At 59.1% G+C, this 20,489-nt stretch carries 15 protein-coding genes and 1 pseudogene; 10 read left to right on the top strand and 6 right to left on the bottom strand.

What is annotated here, in order from left to right; all coding sequences use genetic code 11:
- Positions 1-104: 104 nt before the first annotated feature.
- The 7 genes and pseudogenes from QE453_RS12230 to QE453_RS12200 all read left to right on the top strand — a co-directional run bounded on the left by QE453_RS12230 (position 105) and on the right by QE453_RS12200 (position 7,710).
- Positions 105-878, top strand: coding sequence for a FadR/GntR family transcriptional regulator (locus QE453_RS12230; protein ID WP_309777143.1), 774 nt, complete (start codon positions 105-107; stop codon positions 876-878).
- A 103-nt stretch (positions 879-981) separates the two neighbouring features.
- Positions 982-2,328: a glycosyltransferase family 1 protein gene (locus QE453_RS12225; RefSeq protein WP_168247074.1), complete on the top strand. Its 1,347-nt coding sequence runs from the start codon at positions 982-984 to the stop codon at positions 2,326-2,328.
- Complete coding sequence (locus QE453_RS12220) at positions 2,325-3,071, top strand: HAD-IIB family hydrolase (protein WP_184285253.1); 747 nt, start codon at positions 2,325-2,327, stop codon at positions 3,069-3,071. Before QE453_RS12225 ends, QE453_RS12220 begins: the two co-directional genes overlap by 4 nt.
- Before the next feature lie 287 nt (positions 3,072-3,358).
- Entirely contained in the window at positions 3,359-3,799 is a 441-nt protein-coding gene (locus QE453_RS12215; protein ID WP_034495984.1) for an NUDIX hydrolase, read from the top strand.
- Positions 3,800-3,960: 161 nt separating this feature from the next.
- Positions 3,961-5,466 carry an inorganic phosphate transporter gene (locus QE453_RS12210; protein WP_006699491.1) on the top strand — a complete coding sequence of 502 codons (1,506 nt, stop codon included), beginning with the start codon at positions 3,961-3,963 and terminating at the stop codon, positions 5,464-5,466.
- 14 nt (positions 5,467-5,480) lie between these two features.
- Positions 5,481-6,218 carry a 16S rRNA (uracil(1498)-N(3))-methyltransferase gene (locus QE453_RS12205; RefSeq protein ID WP_006699490.1) on the top strand — a complete coding sequence of 246 codons (738 nt, stop codon included), beginning with the start codon at positions 5,481-5,483 and terminating at the stop codon, positions 6,216-6,218.
- Positions 6,219-6,335: 117 nt separating this feature from the next.
- Positions 6,336-7,710, top strand: a pseudogene (locus QE453_RS12200) (glutamate--cysteine ligase).
- Positions 7,711-7,889: 179 nt separating this feature from the next.
- Here QE453_RS12200 and QE453_RS12195 read toward each other — a convergent pair.
- Positions 7,890-8,171 (bottom strand): DUF1127 domain-containing protein, encoded by a 282-nt coding sequence (locus tag QE453_RS12195; protein ID WP_309777142.1) that lies wholly within the window; start codon positions 8,169-8,171, stop codon positions 7,890-7,892.
- A 203-nt stretch (positions 8,172-8,374) separates the two neighbouring features.
- On the opposite strand from QE453_RS12195, the gene QE453_RS12190 reads away from it, so the two are divergent.
- A complete protein-coding gene (locus tag QE453_RS12190; protein WP_309777141.1) occupies positions 8,375-9,325 on the top strand; it encodes a LysR substrate-binding domain-containing protein in 951 nt (316 codons plus the stop codon).
- A gap of 52 nt (positions 9,326-9,377) precedes the next feature.
- Here the strand turns inward: QE453_RS12190 and QE453_RS12185 are convergent, their stop codons facing one another.
- Positions 9,378-11,816 (bottom strand): DUF1217 domain-containing protein, encoded by a 2,439-nt coding sequence (locus tag QE453_RS12185; RefSeq protein WP_022555670.1) that lies wholly within the window; start codon positions 11,814-11,816, stop codon positions 9,378-9,380.
- Positions 11,817-12,181: 365 nt separating this feature from the next.
- Here QE453_RS12185 and QE453_RS12180 point away from each other — a divergent pair, with 365 nt between their 5' ends.
- Positions 12,182-12,748: a DUF6101 family protein gene (locus QE453_RS12180; protein ID WP_004440141.1), complete on the top strand. Its 567-nt coding sequence runs from the start codon at positions 12,182-12,184 to the stop codon at positions 12,746-12,748.
- Between the two features lie 76 nt (positions 12,749-12,824).
- Here the strand turns inward: QE453_RS12180 and ubiA are convergent, their stop codons facing one another.
- The 4 genes from ubiA to QE453_RS12160 all read right to left on the bottom strand — a co-directional run bounded on the left by ubiA (position 12,825) and on the right by QE453_RS12160 (position 18,731).
- On the bottom strand, positions 12,825-13,778 hold the full coding sequence (gene ubiA / locus QE453_RS12175; protein ID WP_060942504.1) for a 4-hydroxybenzoate octaprenyltransferase: 954 nt from the start codon (positions 13,776-13,778) through the stop codon (positions 12,825-12,827).
- Between the two features lie 119 nt (positions 13,779-13,897).
- Positions 13,898-14,698 (bottom strand): MipA/OmpV family protein, encoded by an 801-nt coding sequence (locus tag QE453_RS12170; RefSeq protein ID WP_035209063.1) that lies wholly within the window; start codon positions 14,696-14,698, stop codon positions 13,898-13,900.
- Positions 14,699-14,981: 283 nt separating this feature from the next.
- Positions 14,982-16,238 carry a cyclopropane-fatty-acyl-phospholipid synthase family protein gene (locus QE453_RS12165; protein WP_045532680.1) on the bottom strand — a complete coding sequence of 419 codons (1,257 nt, stop codon included), beginning with the start codon at positions 16,236-16,238 and terminating at the stop codon, positions 14,982-14,984.
- Positions 16,239-16,406: 168 nt separating this feature from the next.
- Positions 16,407-18,731, bottom strand: coding sequence for a Tex family protein (locus QE453_RS12160; RefSeq protein ID WP_278067245.1), 2,325 nt, complete (start codon positions 18,729-18,731; stop codon positions 16,407-16,409).
- 424 nt (positions 18,732-19,155) lie between these two features.
- Between QE453_RS12160 and purD the strand changes: the two genes are divergently transcribed.
- A complete protein-coding gene (gene purD, locus QE453_RS12155) occupies positions 19,156-20,427 on the top strand; it encodes a phosphoribosylamine--glycine ligase (protein ID WP_309777140.1) in 1,272 nt (423 codons plus the stop codon).
- Positions 20,428-20,489: the final 62 nt, after the last annotated feature.

Here is a 20,489-nt window from a genome sequence, read left to right as displayed (position 1 = left end):
ATACAGCGAGCGAGAGAACTGGACAGAATATTTGACCAGTGCGAGACTTGCCTGATACTTTATACGATATCAAACACGGGCGGATTTCGCCGGGGACTTCTGCGATGGACGAAACGCTTTTTGCGCGCATCGAGCACAGCCGCACATCGCAGGAGGTGATCTTACGTTTCGAAGAACTGATACTCGACGGCATATTGCGCGATGGCGACCGGCTGCCCGGCGAGCGGGAACTGGCGCAGAAACTCGACGTCTCGCGGCCTATTCTTCGGGAAGCGTTGAAGGAACTCGAAAGCCGAGGCCTTCTCGTGAGCCGGCATGGTGGCGGCACTTATGTCGCCGATATTGTCGGGCCGGTCTTTTCCGATCCCTTGAGCGCGCTGATCACCCGCCACAGCCGGGCGACGCGGGATTTTCTCGAATATCGCCGTTATATTGAAGGCATGACCGCCGAACTTGCCGCGCAGCGGGCGACAGAACCGGACAGGCGCAACCTTGCCGCCATTGTCAACCGGATGCGCGATGCGCACGAGGCAGGCCGCTTCGAAGAGGAACTGGCGGGGGATGTGGAGTTTCACAACGCCATCGGCGAATCGGCGCACAACATCGTCCTTATGCACACGCTTCGCTCCTGCTACCGGCTGTTGAGCGACGACATCTTTTATAATCGCCACATCATCTTCAGTATCGCAGGCGCCCATGACGAGGTGCTGAGACAGCATGTCGCCATTTACGACGCCATCGTCGCCGGCGATCCGGCATCGGCACGGGCGGCGGCAGAGGCCCACATCGACTTCATCGTTGAGACGACATCCAGGGCGCATCAGGCGCGGGAATGGGACCGGATTTCCCGTTTGCGGCAGCAGCAGCGGAGTAGTTAAAAACGCCCTCAGGCGAAATACGCAATCCATTTTATTCAGGTTTTGATGGAACCTTTTGTGCTCTTTGGTCTTTTTATCGGGTTAATTGGAAAAATTTACCAAGATGGGACCCATGACAACCACGAGCGAAACTGAACGCTATCCGCGGATAGCTCTCATATCGACGCATGGCTATGTCGCCGCGCATCCGCCACTGGGCGCGGCTGATACCGGGGGGCAGGTGGTTTATGTGCTTGAGCTTGCACGCAAACTCGGCCAACTCGGTTATACCGTCGATCTTTATACCCGGCGCTTCGAAGACCAGCCGGAATTCGACGAGGTCGATGAGCGCGTCCGCGTGGTGCGCATTCCCTGCGGCGGGCGTGACTTCATTCCCAAGGAATATCTGCACCGCCACCTGATGGAATGGTGCGAAAACGCCCTGCGTTTCATCAAGAAAAACGATCTCAACTACTCCTTCATCAACAGCCACTACTGGGACGCAGGCGTCGCCGGTCAGCGGCTTTCCGAGGCGCTGAAAATCCCGCATCTGCATACGCCGCATTCACTGGGCATCTGGAAAAAACGCCAGATGGAAACCGACTATCCGGAAAAGGCCGATACGTTCGAACTGGAATTCAATTTCAAGGAACGCATCCAGCACGAACTCATCATCTACCGTAGCTGCGACATGGTGATCGCCACCACGCCGGTGCAGCTCGATGTCCTCATTGAAGACTACGGGCAAAAGCGCAAGCACATCCACATGATCCCGCCGGGTTATGACGACAACCGCTTTTTCCCGGTATCGGATGCGACACGGCAGATGATACGCCAGCGTTTCGGATTTGAAGGCAAGGTGGTGCTGGCGCTCGGGCGACTTGCTACCAACAAGGGCTATGACCTGCTGATCGACGGCTTCTCGGTTCTTGCCGAGCGCGAGCCGGAGGCCCGCCTGCATCTTGCCGTGGGCGGCGAGAACATGGACGAGCAGGAAACCACCATCCTCAACCAGCTCAAGGAGCGGGTGAAATCGCTCGGACTGGAGGACAAGGTGGTATTCTCCGGCTATGTCGCCGATGAAGACCTGCCCGACATCTATCGCGCGGCCGATCTCTTCGTGCTGTCCAGCCGCTACGAGCCCTTCGGCATGACGGCCATCGAGGCGATGGCAAGCGGCACACCGACCGTTGTTACCATTCACGGCGGATTGTTCCGAGCCGTCAGCTATGGTCGCCATGCGTTATTCGCCGATCCTTTCGACAAGGAGGATCTTGGCATCACCATGATGAAGCCGTTCAAGCACGAGCGACTCTATGGACGCCTCTCCCGCATGGGCGCGCATAAGGCGCGCAGCCTCTTCACATGGACCGGGATTGCTCAGCAGCTTCTGGCCGTGGTGGAAGGCAGGACCATGATGCCGGTCCTCGAGGAAGCCGACTGGGCCGAACCATGGAATGACGGCGATTGAAACCGCTTCGCCTTTTTTCAACGGATCTCGATGGCACCGTCGTGGGCGATAATGACGCCACGCGGCGGTTCCGGGATTTCTGGCAGTCATTGCCGGACGATCGCCGTCCGGTTCTGGTGTTCAACAGCGGCAGGCTGGTGGATGACCAGCTCGCCCTTCTGGAAGAAGTGCCGCTGCCCCGGCCCGATTACATCATCGGCGGGGTCGGAACCATGCTGCATGCCAAGGAGCGCAGCGACCTGGAGAGCGCCTACACACATTCCCTCGGCACCGGATTCGACCCAAAGAAAATTGCCGATGTAATGAGCGCTGTTCCGGGCGTGACGATGCAGGAGGAGCGTTACCAGCATGGCCTCAAGTCCAGCTGGTTCCTGCATGACGCAGATGAAGCGACACTGGCCGATATCGAGGCTGCGCTGATCGGGGCCGATATCGAAGCCCGGATCGTCTATTCCAGCGGGCGCGATCTGGATATATTACCGAAGGCCGCCGACAAGGGCGCGGCGCTCGCATGGTTATGTGGACAATTGCGTATCGGCCTCGACGAATCAGTGGTCGCAGGCGATACTGGCAATGATCGGGCGATGTTCGAGTTAACGGACATTCGTGGCGTCATTGTCGGCAACGCCCTGCCGGAGCTTGTATCGCTGGCTGATCTCGACAGCCGTTATTTCCGCTCGGGCGCGTCCGAAGCGGACGGCGTGGTTGAAGGCCTGCGCCATTGGGGACTGCGCCCCGCCTGAAGCGTTCCGTTATCGATGCTTTGGTTGCGAGCGGTGTGAAAAGGACGCATCCGTGAGACCGCAATCGGGCTGTTCGGCCGGGGAACCACCCGGTCGAAACTTTGTTCGCAAATCTGCCGCATCATCTTTTCCGCAGGCTTCATCAGCGTGAAGACAGTAGTGGGTTATGGAGGTTGGGGGATTGGCGGAATTTACGGGATATCTATATTAGCAATTATCATAGGCAGGCAAAGAAGGACCTATTCGGATTGAAGATTTTGAATCGATTGGCGACAGATGTTGGCTTGATGTTGCGCAGACCGCCGCGGCAGCAATATGCGGCGCTGTGCTATCGGTTCTCCAAGAAAAATCCGGGGCCTGAAGTGCTGCTGCTGACAAGCAGGGATACGGGACGATGGGTCATTCCCAAAGGCTGGCCCATGGCGCATAAAAAGGCCCATGCGGTAGCCGAGCAGGAAGCCTATGAGGAAGCAGGCGTCAAGGGCACGGTGGAGAAGGCCCCCTTCGGTTACTACGAATACGAGAAAAAACTGAACAGCGGCATCAATGTGCCATGCAGGGTTCAGGTGCATCTGCTCGAAGTTTCCGAAATGCAGGATAGCTTTCCTGAAAAGGAATCCAGGCGACTGGAATGGGTCAGCCCCCAGGAGGCGACCAGACGGGTCAATGAGCCGGAACTGAAAGCGCTGATGCTCGCTTTCGACAAACGGATGACGCATTCAAAATAGTGCGGCCGCCCCAGGTGTGGCAATTTGCAGTTTGTTTTTCCAACACGGCTTTTATCGTCTTTCCTTTTGGAAAGATGTACGAGATGTAACAGTCTTTCTGTAAATTGCCTTCAACCTGCGACACTGCCGGACGAAAGGGAATGCTGGCAAACGAGGTCTGAATGGCATTGAAGCCGCCATCAAACATGAAGCCGACGCTCGACAAGGATCTCGACAAGATTACCCGTGTCGAAGAAGCGACGCTGCATGTCACACAGCAGCTTGCGGGCCTTGGCGCCGGCTTCATGTTCGTCGTTCTGGCGGCGGTCTTCGCCGGTGCTTTTGTCGTGGGCACTTCGGGCGCCGTCATCATCATCGCCGCCGTCGCCATCGGCGCCTATATGGCAATCAATATCGGCGCCAATGACGTGACGAACAATGTCGGCCCCGCGGTCGGCGCCAAGGCGATGCCGCTTGCCGTCGCGCTCATCATCGCCGCGATCTGCGAGATTGCGGGGGCGCTGATCACCGGCGGCAATGTCGTCGAAACCATTTCCAGCGGCATCATCAACATCGAGACCATTCCCGACAGAACCGTTTTCTCCTGGGCAATGCTGTCTGCGCTTCTCGCCGCCGGCCTTCTCGTCAATATCTCGACCTGGACCAGAGCACCGATTTCAACCACTCATACGGTCGTGGGCGGAGTCGCGGGCGCGGGCATGGCCGCCTACGGAGCAAAAGCGGTGGACTGGCTGTCGCTCGGCAGCATCGCCTTCGCATGGGTCCTCGCGCCTTTCATCAGCGCCGCCATAGCCATCATCATCCTTGCTTTCATCAAGGAATTCATCATTTACCGCGAGGACAAGATTGGCGCGGCGCAGCGGTGGGTGCCGGTCCTCATCGGTTTGATGGCGGGTGTTTTTACGGCTTATCTCATCTGGGTCGGGTTGCGGCAGCTCATGCATGTGTCGCTTGGCCACGCCAGCCTGATTGGGCTGGTGACCGGGCTTGTCGTCTGGCGGCTTGGCGTGCCAATCATCCGCAAGCAGTCGGAAGGACTGGAAAACCGCAACCAGTCGCTTCGCATCCTGTTCCAGTGGCCGCTCGTTCTCGCCGCCGGCCTGATGTCCTTCGCGCATGGGGCTAATGACGTTTCGAACGCCATTGGCCCAGTCGTGGCCATCGTGCGGGCCCTGCATGACGAGGCGGTGAGCACCTCTGCACGTGCGCCGCTGTGGGTGATGCTGGTCGGCGCCTTCGGGCTCTCCTGCGGTATCCTTCTTTATGGCCCGCGCCTCATCCGCCTCGTCGGTGAGCAGATCACCAAGCTCAACCCGATGCGCGCCTTCTGCGTTTCGGTGGCAACTGCGCTCACCGTTCTCGTCGCCTCGCGTTTCGGCCTGCCGGTCAGCACCACCCATACGGCGATCGGCGCGGTGTTCGGCGTCGGCTTTTTCCGCGAATGGTACACGCAATCGTCCCGCAGGCGACAGGATCTGGTCCAGGTTGGTGACGGCCGACCCCGCCGGTCTGACAAATATGCCGACAATCCTTCGGAGATACGCCGCCGATATCTTGTCCGCCGCTCCCACTTCATGACGATCATCGCCGCCTGGCTGGTCACCGTTCCCTCCAGTGCAGCGCTCGCGGCGCTGCTCTACTGGTTCATGTCCTTCCTCTTTCTCTAAAGCCGAAAAATCCCATGCGCGCCAATTTCCGGATGCAACGCCTGTATATCGAAGCCAGCCTTGCCGAAGGCGTCGCGCTGGAGGCGACCGCCGAACAGTTCAACTATCTCGCCAATGTGCTGCGCATGACCGATGGTGCGGAAATCCTGCTGTTCAACGGTCGCGACGGCGAGTGGAGAGCGAAACTTGCCTTTCCGAGCCGCAAGAAGATCGTGCTCGTCCCGCTCGAACAGACGCGGCCTCAGCCAAACCCCGCGGACCTGCATTATCTTTTCGCGCCGCTGAAAGTCGGGCGCATGGATTACCTGGTGCAGAAGGCGGTGGAGATGGGGGCCGGCCTGTTGCAGCCGGTGATGACACAGCATGTCCAAGGCAAGATTCACAACACCGAAAAATTGCGCGCCAACGCCATCGAAGCCGCCGAGCAGTGCGGCATACTGTCCCTGCCCGAGGTGGCCGAGCCGGTGAAACTGAAGGACATGCTGGACACCTGGCCCCACGACCGGCGCATCATCTATTGCGACGAAGGCGACACGGGGCAAAACCCGCTGCCGATCCTGCAGGCAGTGAAGGAACGCAAAATCGCATTGCTGGTCGGTCCGGAAGGTGGATTTTCGGAGGAAGAAAGGGAGCTTCTGCGCAGCCTCGACTTCGTCACCCCCATTCCGCTCGGGCCGCGCATTCTGAGGGCAGATACGGCTGCGGTTGCCGCACTGGCGGTCATTCAGGCCACGGTCGGCGACTGGAACTGAATGCTCCGTTGCTCTTCATGCATCTTTAAAAGAAATTCATTTGCCTCCAGCTACGATACGGCCCTATCTGCCAATCATATGCCTCGCCGCAACAGAGACGTCATAACAAGGTAAGCCATGGCACGCGACACGACCGACCAGACCCCCCTTTCCTCCGTTACGGAGCTTACAGATTATCTGGCGGGCGGTAACAAAGCTGAAGCCGATTTCCGCATCGGCACCGAGCACGAAAAATTCGCCTTTTTCCGCGAGGACAACCGGCCGGTTCCTTATTTCGGCAATGCCAGCATTTCCGCACTTTTGAAGGGCATGCAGGAGAAGCTCGGCTGGGACCCGATAATGGACGGTGAAAACATCATCGGCCTCGGCGAACAACACGGCATGGGTGCCATCTCCATCGAACCGGGCGGGCAGTTCGAACTTTCGGGCGCGCCGCTTGAGAACCTGCACCAGACCTGCAAGGAATCCAACCAGCATCTGGCGACGCTGCGCGAAGTGGCAGAGCCGATGGGCATCCGTTTCCTCGGCATCGGCGGCAGCCCGCTGTGGACCTTTGACGAAACGCCGCGCATGCCGAAATCGCGCTACGCGATCATGACGCGCTACATGCCGAAAGTCGGGACCAAGGGTCTCGACATGATGTACCGCACCTGCACCATTCAGGTTAATCTCGACTTTTCATCCGAAGCCGACATGCGCCAGAAGATGCGCGTTTCCATGAAGCTGCAGTCTCTGGCAAACGGCGCTTTTCGCCTCGTCGCCCTTTACGGAGGGCAAGCCGAACGGTCTTCTCTCGTGGCGCGGCGATATCTGGCGCGATACTGACAATCGCCGCTCGGGCGTCTTGCCCTTCACCTTCAACGAGGATTTCGGGTTCAAGGACTATGTGGAATGGGCGCTCGACGTGCCGATGTATTTCATCGTGCGCGACGGCAAATACCATGATTGCACCCATGTCACCTTCCGTCAGTTCATGAATGGTGCGCTCAAGGGCGAAATCGCCGCATGGGAACCGACCATGGGCGACTGGACGAACCATCTCTCCACCCTGTTCCCCGATGTGCGCCTGAAGCGTTTTCTGGAAATGCGCGGCGCCGACGGCGGCCCGTGGAGACGCATCTGCGCCCTGCCAGCCTTCTGGGTCGGCCTTCTCTACGATCGGCAAGCGCTGGACGCTGCCGACGCACTGACGGCGGCCTGGAGCTTCGACGAGGTTATCGCCCTTCGTGATGCGGTTCCGGCCAAGGGACTGAATGCCGAAATCGCCGGCAAGCCACTTCTCGGTATCGCGCGCGAAGTGCTCGATATTTCCCGCACCGGACTGAAAAACCGCAACCGGCTGAATGGCGAAGGTCAGGACGAGACCGTATTCCTGTCCTCGCTGGACGAGGTATTGGCGAAGAAAACGACACTCGCCGAAGACTTGCTGGCGCTTTACAATGGCCGCTGGGGCGGCTCGGTTCTTCCTGTGTTCGAGGAATACCAGTATTAAAACCAGCGGAACCGCTTCGGGTTTCGCGAGAGCGCCAATCGCAGACATAAAAAAAGCCCGGTGCGGCCGAGGGGGCCTGACACCGGGCAAAGGCAGGGCTATTGGCAAATCACCCTGCGGGGAAACCTTTCGGCTGGAGGGCCTCTCCGGCAGCTGGAGGCCTGCCGGATGGCGCTATTTCAAAGGGTCTTGAACCGTGTTACGGCCCGTCGACGTGCCGCGCGGGTCAGATGAGCGGTGGGATCTTCCAGCAGGCCCGTGTTGAGGGCGTCGCTGACGTCCGATCTTGCCAGGCCGATATCGGCGAGAAGACGATCATCCAGCTCGGTGAGGCCATTCGCCACGATACGATTGTAGATGCGCTGCACGAAGGTCTTGACGGGGAAAGCCACGCGGCGGAACGTATCGTTCGGCCGTGCTGTTGCAAGTTCCAGTTCCATTCTCCGTTCTGCCGTGCGCATGACACTTATCCTTTCGTAACGGCACGATGCGGCACCGCCCCCGGCGCACCACGCGCGAGAAGCTGCCTCGGGTTGGGGGCCTGACGTTTCGCCGGCCCGGGGTTGAGATTGATTTGCTTGGTGGCAAAATGTCGCAAGACTATTGATCAGTCCAACGAATGTTTCTAATGTAAGACATCAATCATTCTGATGGATGACCATCCATGTCCGCACCTCTCGACATAGACCAGCTGCACACCTTCATCGCCATCGTCGATACGGGCAGTTTCACCAAGGCCGCAGACCGCGTTTTCAAGACACAGTCCGCCGTCTCGATGCAGATGCGACGGCTGGAAGAACGCATCGGCAAACAGCTCTTCGCCAAGGACGGGCGGGGCAACCGCCTGACGGCGGAAGGCGAAAAGCTGATGAACTATGCCCGCCGTATCATCCGCCTCAATAACGAGGCGATCGCCGCCTTCGATGACAACCGGCTGGAGGGCACGCTGCGCATCGGCACGCCCGATGACTATGCCGACCGTTACATGCCCGAGATCATCGGGCGTTTCGCGAAGACTCATCCGAATGTCGAGCTTTACATCGTCTGCGAGCCGTCGGTTAGCCTTGCGGAAAAAATGGCGCGCGGCGAACTGGATATCGCTCTCGTCACCCACAATCCGCGGGCCCGCTCGTCGGATGTGGTGCGCACCGAACCGCTGTGCTGGGTCGCTTCCGCCAACCATCCGCTGAAGGACGATGCCCCTGTGCCCCTCGCCGTCGGACGACGTGACTGCCACTGGCGCCAGCTCGCCTGTTCGGCGCTCGATGCCGACGGGCGCGATTACCAGGTGCTTTTTACCAGCTGGTCTTCAACCGTCGTTGCCGCCGCCGTGCTGGCGGGCATGGCTGTTTCGGTGCTGCCGGAATCGGCGCTGCGCACCGGCATGAAGGTTCTGACCGGCGCAGACGGCTTCCCGCCGCTGCCGCCGGTGCAGATCGGCCTTATGAAACGACCGGGCCTTTCCCCATCGCTGGTGAATGCCATCACCGACCATATCACCGCCTGCCTCGACAATATCTCACCGATGAGCGTGGTCGACGAGATGGACAGCGATGTGAAGACCTATCCGAAGATGCCGCGCCTGCGCGCCGGGAATATGCTGCCGGGCTGGTAGTCCGGCGGCGGATCGTGGAGCGCCCCCTGCTGACAAGCCGGTCTGAACGCGCCTATCGCGCGCGCAGCGTCGCTACCGCCAGCAGCGTATCGCCGCTGATTCCCGCAGAGCCGCTGCCATTGAACAGCATCATGATGGGATCTGTGGTGTTCTGCGCGTTGTCATACATGACGGTAAAACGCGCGACGAGCTTCTTTACCTTTTCCGGGTCCTGAAAATCCTTGATGTCGAAATATTTCTTCATCATCGCCACCTGCGTATCGACCGGGGCATTGCCGAGTTCGTCAGGAATGCCGAAGGTGGTGTTGATGAAACTCTGGATCGCGGTATCGGCAAGAATGGAATAATAGGACGTCGTGCCTGCCGCGATGCGCTTGAAATAAAGCGCCAGACGGACGCCGGCATTCTCTTCGCCCGCCTGCGTCTCCAGGGTCTGGGTCAGATAATTGTCCAGTGTCTCGTAGAGACCGCGCCGTGTCTGGATCAGGCTGCGGTCTTCGTGAAGGATATTGCCGTCAGAATCGAAGTTGAAGGCGGTGACGAGACGGCGGAAGACCGGATCCATTTCCTTGTTGAGATAGCTTTCGCCATCATCCAGTTTCGACGAGAACATCTTCTGCAGCTGTTCCTTCGTCACAGTTTTGGGATCGATGCCAAGCGATTCCATCGCGAATTCCGTGAGACGATCATTGCTCAGAAAATCCTTGAGCGTCTTGATCTTCTGCATCTCGCCCGTGAAATATTCCGCCTCCTTCTTGGCGGTTTCCTTGTCTTTCTCAGTGCCGAAAGCCGACTTCTTCTTGATGTAGTCAGCCGACATGGTCTGCATCTCGATTTCCGACTGTGCCAGCACCGGGGAGCCCAGACTTCCGTCCGGTGCGAAGTTGAAAAGCTCCGCCAGTTTGACATAGCGCTCGTCTTTCAGCGTATAGACGTAGCTCTTTTTGTCCTGAAGGTCGCTGGTGAGGACCTTGCGGATATCCGCCGCATTCACCTTGGCCGGATCGAGGCCGACGGCCTTCAGCGCATAATTATAGACTGCGCTGCTGTCGAGGAAATCCTTGACGGACGTGACGCTTCTAATGTCACTCTTGAATAAGGTCAGCGCCTTCTCGTCGGCGGCGTCATCCTTTTCGCCGTAATGGGTCATGTAGCCGCTTGTCGTGGTCGCGGTCTGCAGCGTCGTCTGCGGCGTCGTGCCGTCGGCAAGTGTTCCGTCCGTCTTGAAATTGAACGCGTTCCTCATGGCGAGGTAGCGCTTGTCGTTCTTGCCGAAAGTCGCGATGTAATTGTTCGGGTCGTTCAGGTCGCTGGTCAGGATGTTCTCGATCGTCGCCGTCACGATCGTCAGGTCGTTAAGGTCAAAGGCAACCTTGATATAGTTGAGGAGACGCGTATCCGAGAGCAGTTCGTCCACGGTCTTGATCGAACCGATCTTCGATTCGAAATAGTCGCGGTTCAGCGTGGCGACCGTCGGTGTCACGCGCGGTGCGCTGCTGATGTAGGCATCCGTCATCACCTTGATATTGTCAGCTTTCTGCGCTCCGCCGGCGGCAACGGTGCCATCGTTTTTGAATTCGAAGGCGGCGGCGAGCTGTGCCATCTTGTTATATTGGGTAACGGCATTTGAAAGCGTCGTCTGTTCTGCGGTGATCGCGGCAAGCTTCGCTTCCCACTCGCTCTTGGGTGGCAACACGGCTTCGAGCTGCGTCAGCTGGTCCTGCCTGGTAACTTTTTCCGCCTCGAGCGCCGTGCGCTGCTCGTCTGTCAGTTCCGTTCCCGCGAGCGAAGTGTCGATTGCGGCGATCCGCGCCGTGACCTCCGCGTGCAGTTCGATATTACCTTTCATGGTCAGCTTTTCGACCGCATCATTATAGGCAGCGCCAAATTTCTGATTGAGGTAGCTGTCGGGATCGGCGATGTCGCTCGTCATCAATCCCCGGATATGGGAATAGGTATAGGTCTTCTCATCGATGCTGAAGACCTGAAATATATAGGCGCGGGCCCTGTCGTTCTGGAGCAGCTGATCAACGTTGGTGACCGTGCCGATGATCGCCTTGTAATAGCGGGTCTCTTCGGCAAGGCTGTCATCCATGTCGGTGATCGACGTCCCGTAGAGCCCGATCATCTTGTCGAGCTGTGCCTCCGTCTGAACCGTCTTTGTCGACGCCGTGAAATTGAAGGCAGCGGCGAACTCCCGATACCGCTCGTCGGTCAGCTTGTTGGCGAAGCTGTTCTGGTCGTTCAGGTCGCTCTCCAGCACCTTTTTCATGAAAGCCTTGGCATAGGTCATCTCGCCGAGGCCGAAGGCATCCATGGCATAGGAATAGAGCTGATAGTTATCGAGGAATTCATCGACGCTTTTCACATTGCCGATGTTTTCCTTGTAATATTTCGTCTGACGCTCGGTGATTGCCTGCTGCGACACGCGTGAAATGCTTGTCTTCATATCGCGGTTGATGAGGTCGTAGCTGAGATAAGTCGATACCATCCGAATGCCCCCTGGAGCCTCGCTCGTCCCCGTGGGACGTCGAAACTCCGCTTGAATCCGCCCCACCATGCCTCCATCCGGAAGCGCGGCAGGGCCCGACGCGACTATGCAGGACGCGCCTTGCCCGGAGCTTGAAAGAGCACAATTTCGACCGGGATAAAAACCGCATTGTCCCGATCTCCTTTACCCAAGCGAAACCATGCCACAGTGTGTTTTGCTAACCATTTGGGAATGCAAAGTTTTCTTAACCGCGATTTTTAAGCAGTCTCGAACAGGCGGCGGATATTCTCCTGACATCAGAGGACGAAAAGTCCCGATGAGAAGACCGGAAACCGGCTCTCAGGTAAAACAAGGGTAGAATAAACATGACCAAGACCGTTCTGAAGCCCGACTGGGCCGTCGCCACTCTCAGGTTAGACCCGGCACGTTTTCCGCAACAGGTCACCTATGGAAAAGGCAATGGCGCGACCGATGTCGCCGTCACCCTCGATGAACGGGGCGCCGTTCTGAGAAAGGTTCTGTCCTCTTCCGGCCTGCCTCTGTCCTTCGCCCTGCCTGCCCGCGCCTTCAAGGGTGTTGCCGCCCGCGCCATCGACCATGGTGACGGGCAGGTGACGGTGACTCTCGAACTGCATCACGACGATCCGGATCTTTGCGTTCCGCTTCTCGTCGCCCACGATCTGTGCGATATCGCCGCCGACTGGCGCAGCTGGTCCGAGGCCTACCGCATTCCCATGCTGATGGTGGAAGCCGATGGCGTCGCCCGTCCGCTGGAAGAACATCTCGGCAAGGTGCGCACCCAGAATACCCGTCCGCGCCGCCGCCATTCCTATTTCGCGGAGCGCCGCCCGCGCTTCCTCGTTCGCCGTTCCACCGGTTCGCTCGGCATGAGCATGAAGATCGAGGGCAAGGAAATCATCGCCCGCAACTGATCTTCTTCAATCCAGAACACAAAAGCCCGGCGCGGATGACGCGACCGGGCTTTTTCGTATTCGCTATTCCAGCAGCTTACACCAGCAGCAGCGGCAGAATGAGCCCTGCGAAAATCAGCACGCCGACGCGGTTGTTGGATTTGAACAGCACGAGACACTGGTCAACGTCATCGATATCAAGCACCCATACCTGCCGGAACAGCATGAGAGCCGCGGCGGCAAGTCCGCTATAAGCAATGACGTTAACACCCGCCGTCCAGAACGACAGGAACATCATGGCAAGGGCTGTGCCATAAAGGAAAACCAGCCAGCGATGTGTGTTTTCTCCAAACAGGAGGGCGGTAGAACCGATGCCCACCGCCGTGTCATCTTCCTTGTCCTGATGGGCGTAGATTGTATCATAACCGATCGTCCAGGCGATGGAGCCGACATAAAGCAGGACAGCCGGCCAGGCAATTGATCCGAACTGCCCCGCCCAGCCCATCAGCGCGCCCCAGGAAAAGGCAAGACCGAGGAAAAATTGCGGCCAGTTGGTGAAGCGCTTGGCGAAGGGATAGATCGCCACGAAGAACAGCGAGAACATACCGGTTGCGATTGCGAAACTGTTGAACTGCAGGAGGACGACCAGCCCGGCAAGCGCCTGCAGGACGATGAAGACCTTGGCCTGTCCGCGGCTCACCCGGCCCGACGGCAGCGGTCGCGAGCGGGTGCGCGCCACTGCCATGTCGATCTTGTGGTCGGCCAGATCATTATAGGTGCAGCCCGCGCCGCGCATCGCCACCGATCCGATGAAGAACAGCACTAGGTGCCAGAGCAGCGTGCCCCAGGAAAAGCCGCCGGTCGACACCGCCGCGTTGGCCGCGAGGGCTGCGGACCAGAAGCATGGCCACATCAGCAATTGCCAGCCGATGGGTCGATCCCACCGGGCCAGCTGCGCATAGGGCCAGAGGGGCCTCGGCAAAATCCGATAGACCCAGTTATTGGATGGCGCGTCGGAGACGCGGTCTGACAAATCGCTGTGGTGAACCATGGGATGGTTCTACAGCATCAGCCGCAAAATCGGAATGGATTTCAGCAGCCGACCGTACACGCAGAAAAGCCCCGCAGCTGTTCGCGGCGGGGCTTTTCAGGAGCATATCTCCACTCGTGTCAGGGCAGGGAGAAATTGAATTTGTAGCTCGCCTGAACCCCGATGATGAACTGGTTCTTCGAACCGCGCTCGCGCACGAGCGAACTGTCCGCGGCATCGCCGGTCAGGCGGCGATATTCCGCAAAGGAGCCGACTTCAGCATTTTCGGTGACTTTCCAGGTGATGGCGGCGCCGATACCGGCCGAATGCAGGCCGCCGCCCGGGCTATAGGGCGATGGCGCGCCGGCGGCCGTCTGTGCCGCACTCACACCGTAATAACGTTCATTGTATTTGCTGCTCACCCACGTGGCGCGCGGGCCGGCCGAAATCTGGATGCCGGGGGCGATATCGGTGAAGGCATCGACAGCGACATCTCCGACCACGCCGCTGTGGCTGCGGATGCCCTGACGAACTTCGCCGCGAACGCGCAGCCAGTCGGTCGGATAAGCCTCGGCAAAACCACCAAGCTCGCCGCCGCGCTTGATACGCGTCATGCCCTTCAGATCCGCAGAATCACCCTCATCACGTGGAGAAATCAGGCGGCCGGCGAGACCCATGCTGATCGGACCGTTATCCAGAAGCGAGATGGAGGCGCTGTCGTTCCGGGAGGTGAAACGGGCGCCCTGCCCCTGACGGCCGAGGGAAATGATGGGCGAAAAGCCGAATTCATTCTTGTTATCGCCCTGATATTTCGGCGCAGTGAAACCCGCGCCGCCGAGTTTCAGATACCAGTCGCCGGAAAACCAGCCATCCGCATGGGCATTGCCCACGGCAAAAAGCGACAGGATACAGGCGGCGGCTGCCGCTGATGGCTTGAACATGAAAGAACCCCAGAAACGCAATACAGACAGGTGTCCGTAGAATTAGAGGGATTGTCTTTCCATTCGATTAACCAGTGCGTTAAGAAGCAGACGCCACTGCGAGGCTCACGACACGGCGCCAAACCTCTCGTTCGTCATGCTCGGGCCTGTCCCGAGCATCTGCGACCGAAGGACTTTACGCAACGTGGATAGATCCTCGGAACAAGCCCGAGGATGACCTCGAGATAGCGGAGACGCTTGTCAACACTCTCCGCAATTCGGTCACTCGCCGCCCACACCGTCGTCAGAATGTCACCTTCTCCAGCGGCGCCCGAGTCTTCTCAAACTCCAGCAGCTTTGCCTCGTTCTGCGCAATGTAGTCGCGATTATGCGGCACGGCATCCCGGTCCTTGGCGATCTGGATCTGGAAGATGTGGAAGTTCTCGTGGGTGAAGGCCATTTCCGACCCCGCCAGATAAAACTCCCACATGCGGAAGAAGCGCTCGTCATAAAGTGCTATCGCTTCCGCCTTGCGCGCCACGAAACGCTCGCGCCAGTGTCGCAGCGTGTGGGCATAGTGCATGGGCAGAATTTCGATATCCTTTACCAGCAGCCGCGACTTCTCGAGGGCCGGCAACACTTCCGCGAGCGATGGGATATAGCCGCCGGGGAAAATATATTTTTCGATGAAGGGGTTGGTCGCCAGTGCCGGATAGGGCTGACCGATGGAATGCAGCACCATCACGCCCTTGTCATCAAGCACCTCCGCCACCTTCTCGAAATAGTCGCGATAATGGGTCGGCCCGACATGTTCGAACATGCCGACGGAGACGATGCGGTCGTATTTTTTAGAGGCAGGCAGATAACGATAATCCTGCAACTCGAAGCGGACATTGCCCGCAAGACCGCGTTTTGCGGCTCGGTCACGGGAAACGCGCAGCTGTTCCTCGCTAAGCGTGATGCCGGTGACATCGGCTCCGGCGCTCTCGGCGATATACATGGCCATGCCGCCCCAGCCGGAGCCGATTTCCAGAACACTCTGGCCCGGCTCGGTCATCAGCTTGGCGGCGATGTGCCGCTTTTTCGCGACCTGCGCCTCATAGAGGCTGATGCCGGGCGGATTGAAATAGGCGCAGGAATATTGCCAGTCCTCATCGAGAAAGAGGTCAAACAACTTTGCGCTCAGATCATAATGGTGGGCGACGTTGCTCTTGTTGTGATTGACCGGCAGATGCATCTTGATGCGGGCGGCGATGATGCGAGCCATGCCACGCCAGATCATGCCGAAGGACAGGGCTTCGCTCAGCGTATTGCTTTTGACCAGCGCCAGAAAATCATAAATGTCGCCTTCCGCGACCTTCACGCGGCCTTCCATGTACATTTCAGCAAGCTTGAGCGCCGGATCGGCGGCAATCTCCTGCATGGCGGCTTCGTCGGTGAAGTCGAGAACCACCTTTTTTCCGGCACCATTGCCGAATGTGCGGCTGCCGCCGGGGCTGTTGACGGTCAGATCACCGTTCTTGATTATCTTTTCGAGAAGAACATGCAGAGACGACGCCATGGCACCCCCAATTGCTAAGTCTCACTTATCAATTTTGCTGACCGTATTCCTTTCGGCATAAGTTGCAAGATAGTCTTATTTCAAAAAAATTGAACGATTTCATCAAGCAAAAAGCCCTGCCGAGGTGTATGGCAGGGCTTTACTCAGAAAAATCATTTCAACCGCAGGTCAGCGCCGCTTCATGGCTTCAGCCAGGGCAGCTGCCAGTGCACCACCGGATTGCGACCCCTCGTTGCGATCTTTGGGCTTGGCTGTCGCGTGGCGCATGGCGTTTGTATTGCCCCTCTCCCGCATCGGCTGCGGCGCAGCCTCACCACCATCCTTACGCATGGTCAGCCCGATGCGCTTGCGCTTCACATCCACTTCAACGACTCGCACCTTGACGACATCACCCGCCTTGACGACCTCATGCGGGTCTTTGACGAAACGGTCGGCGAGCTGCGAGACATGCACCAGCCCGTCCTGATGCACGCCGATATCCACGAAAGCGCCGAAGGCAGCCACATTGGTAACGGTGCCTTCCAGCAACATGCCGGGTTTCAGATCGGTGATCTCGTCCACACCCTCGGCAAAGGTCGCGGTCTTGAAGCTCGGGCGCGGGTCACGGCCGGGCTTTTCCAGTTCGGCGATGATGTCCTTGACGGTCGGCAGGCCGAACTGCTCATCGATGAACTTCTTAGGGTCCAGCGACTTCAAGGTGGCGCTATCGCCCATCAGCGAGCGCAGATCGCGGCCGCAGGCGGCGACGATCTTCTTCGCCACGCCATAGGCTTCCGGGTGAACGGACGAAGCATCCAGCGGCTCCTTGCCGTTTGGAATGCGCAGGAAGCCCGCGCATTGTTCGAAGGTGCGCTGGCCGAGGCGCGGCACTTTGAGCAATTCCTTGCGGCTCGCGAATGGACCGGTCTGATCGCGATGGGCAACGATGGCATCGGCAATCGAGGCACCGAGACCGGAAACCCGCGCCAGAAGCGGCGACGAGGCCGTGTTGAGGTCTACGCCGACGGCATTCACGGCATCTTCCACGACAGCATCGAGCGAGCGGCTGAGGCGGCCCTGATCGACATCGTGCTGGTATTGACCGACGCCGATAGATTTCGGCTCGATCTTCACCAGTTCCGCCAGCGGGTCCTGAAGGCGGCGGGCGATCGAGACCGCGCCGCGCAGCGATACATCGAGATTGGGGAATTCAGCCGCCGCCCGTTCCGAAGCGGAATAGACGGATGCGCCCGCCTCCGACACGATTACCTTGGTGGGCTTTGTACCTGAAGCGGAAGCCGGCATCTGGGCCAGAAGATCGGCCACCAGCTTTTCCGTCTCGCGGCTGCCGGTGCCATTGCCGATGGCGATCAGCTCGACATTGTGCTTGCGAATGAGCAAGGCGAGTTCCGCCTGCGCGCCGCGCACGTCGTTCTTCGGCTGGAAGGGGTAAACCGTCGAGGTGTCCAGCAGCTTGCCGGTGCCATCGACCACGGCCACCTTGACGCCGGTGCGGATGCCCGGATCGAGACCCATGGTGGCGCGCGATCCGGCGGGGGCGGCCAGCAGGAGATCCTTGAGGTTCCGTGCGAAGACATTGATCGCCTCTTCTTCCGCCCGCTCACGCAACTCGCGCATCAGGTCGAGCGATAGCGACATGGAGAGTTTCACGCGCCAGGTCCAGCCGGCGACCTCCATCAGCCATTGATCGGCGGGGCCAGCATTGCGGATATCGAAGGCGGCGGCGATGGTGCGCTGCGCCGGCTTCACCGGTGCGGGATCGTCTGCATCGACATCGATCGTCAATGTCAGAATTTCCTCGTTCCAGCCGCGCAGCATGGCGAGCGCCCGGTGGCCCGGCACCGTCGCCCAGCGTTCGGAATGGTCGAAATAATCGGAAAACTTCTCGCCGGCCGCCTGTTTGCCATCCACCACCTTGGCGCGGAAGGTGGCGTTCTGGCGCATGTAATCGCGCAGGCGGCCAAGCAGATCGGCATTTTCCGTCATGGTTTCAGCCACGATGTCTCGCGCGCCCTCGAGCGCCGCCTTCACATCGGCCACCTCGCCCTGCACATAGGCCTCCGCCAGTTTCGCCGGATCGGCGGCGCGGTTTTCCCATATGGCTTCGGCAAGCGGGCCAAGACCCCTTTCGCGGGCGATTTCGGCACGGGTGCGGCGCTTCGGCTTATAGGGCAGGTAGAGGTCTTCCAGCTCGGCCTTGGTGCCCGCCTGCATTATCTTGACCATCAGCTCATCGGTCATCTTTCCCTGCCCGCTGATGGAATCGACGATGGAAGAGCGACGGGCATTGAGTTCGCGCAGATAGACAAGGCGTTCGGAAAGCGTGCGCAGCTGGGTATCGTCAAGCCCTCCCGTCACTTCCTTGCGGTATCTGGCGATGAAGGGAACGGTCGCGCCCTCGTCCAGCAGGGTCACCGCCGCCTTTACCTGATCGGGGCGGGCGTTGATTTCGGAGGCGATGAGCGTGGCGAGGCGGGCGTTGTCTGCGGTCATATGGGTCTCTGCTGTCATATCTGGAGCGGCGACCATAATGTCTGATTGTGGCGTGACAACAAGAGGCGACAACGATTCCACAGGAAAGGCTGACTTCAGGGGAAAGACAGGCAATTCATCGTAGTGACCGCGGCGTCTCGAAAAGCGATTTCTGATGCAGAACGGCACCATCCGCACACAGTCACCCCGGACTTGATCCGGGGTCCAGTGCAATCAAGTCCTTGATCGCTTAAGACTCTTTCACGGCGCAGACGCGCCGTGGCTGGATGCCGGATCAAGTCCGGCATGACGGAGGAGGGATTTGCAGCCTCTATTCGCAGGCTAAACGCGCGGCAATCGCCACATATTCGTCTTGACCTTTCGCCCCCCTGCCCTTAACGCCCCTGACACAAGGTTACTGGCGAATTTTGCAGGGGTATTGACCATGAAAGTTCTGTTGATCGGTTCCGGCGGACGCGAACATGCGCTGGCGTGGAAAATCGCCCAGTCTCCCCTGCTTGATGCGCTCTACGCAGCCCCCGGCAATCCCGGCATCGCCGACCATGCGACGCTAGTGGAGCTGAACGTGGAAGATCATGCTGCCGTCATCGCCTTTGCAAAAGAAAAGGCAATCGACTTCGTCGTCATCGGCCCGGAAGCGCCGCTGGTCGCCGGTCTGGCGGATGACCTGCGTGCCGCCGGCATCGCCACTTTCGGGCCATCGAAAGCGGCAGCGCAGCTGGAGGGTTCCAAGGGTTTCACGAAGGATCTCTGCGCGCGCTACGATATTCCGACCGGCGCTTACCAGCGTTTCAAATCCGCAGAGCCGGCCAAGGACTACGTCCGCGCACAGGGTGCGCCCATCGTCGTCAAGGCCGACGGGCTTGCCGCCGGCAAGGGCGTGACCGTGGCCATGACGGAAGCGGAAGCGCTTGCCGCGATTGACGACTGCTTCGACGGCGCTTTCGGCGCGGCCGGCGCCGAAGTGGTGGTGGAGGCCTTCCTCGATGGCGAGGAAGCGAGCTTCTTCTGCCTTTCCGACGGCAAGACCGCGCTGGCGCTCGCAACCGCGCAGGATCACAAGCGCGTCGGTGATGGTGATACCGGTCCGAATACGGGCGGCATGGGTGCCTATTCGCCCGCCCCCGTAATGACCGCGACCATGGTGGAGCGCACCATGAAAGAAATCATCGAGCCGACGATCTCGGGCATGGCGAAAGATGGTAATCCCTTCTCCGGCGTGTTCTTTGCTGGACTGATGATTACCGCCAAGGGCCCGGAACTCATTGAATACAACGTGCGCTTCGGCGATCCAGAATGCCAGGTGCTGATGATGCGCCTGAAAAGTGATCTCCTGCCCATCCTCTACGCCACGGCCACTGGCACACTGGACAGGGTTGACGCGGAATGGCGCGACGAGGCTGCGCTGACCGTCGTCCTGGCTTCCAAGGGTTACCCCGGCGCATACGACAAGAACACGCCGATCGCGCATATTCCTGAAGCGAGCGAAGAAGCGAAGGTGTTCCATGCCGGGACTGCGTTGAAGGACGACAGGCTGGTGGCTACGGGTGGCCGCGTGCTGAACGTTACCGCCCTTGGAAAGACCGTTACGGAGGCGCAGGCCCACGCCTATGCGCTGGCGGACAGGGTGGAGTGGGAAAACGGCTTTTGCCGGCGCGATATCGGCTGGCAGGCTGTGGCGCGCGAAAAGGCCTGATTTTTAGATCAAACGGGCCGGCAACGAATATTTCGTTCAATTTTTACCAAGTTTGCTGACCC

The sequence above is a fragment of the Agrobacterium sp. SORGH_AS_0440 genome (assembly GCF_031453135.1).
In the GTDB taxonomy this organism is placed as follows: domain Bacteria; phylum Pseudomonadota; class Alphaproteobacteria; order Rhizobiales; family Rhizobiaceae; genus Agrobacterium; species Agrobacterium pusense.
Note: the sequence above shows the minus strand (reverse complement) of the source record. Positions and strands in the feature narration are given on the sequence as shown.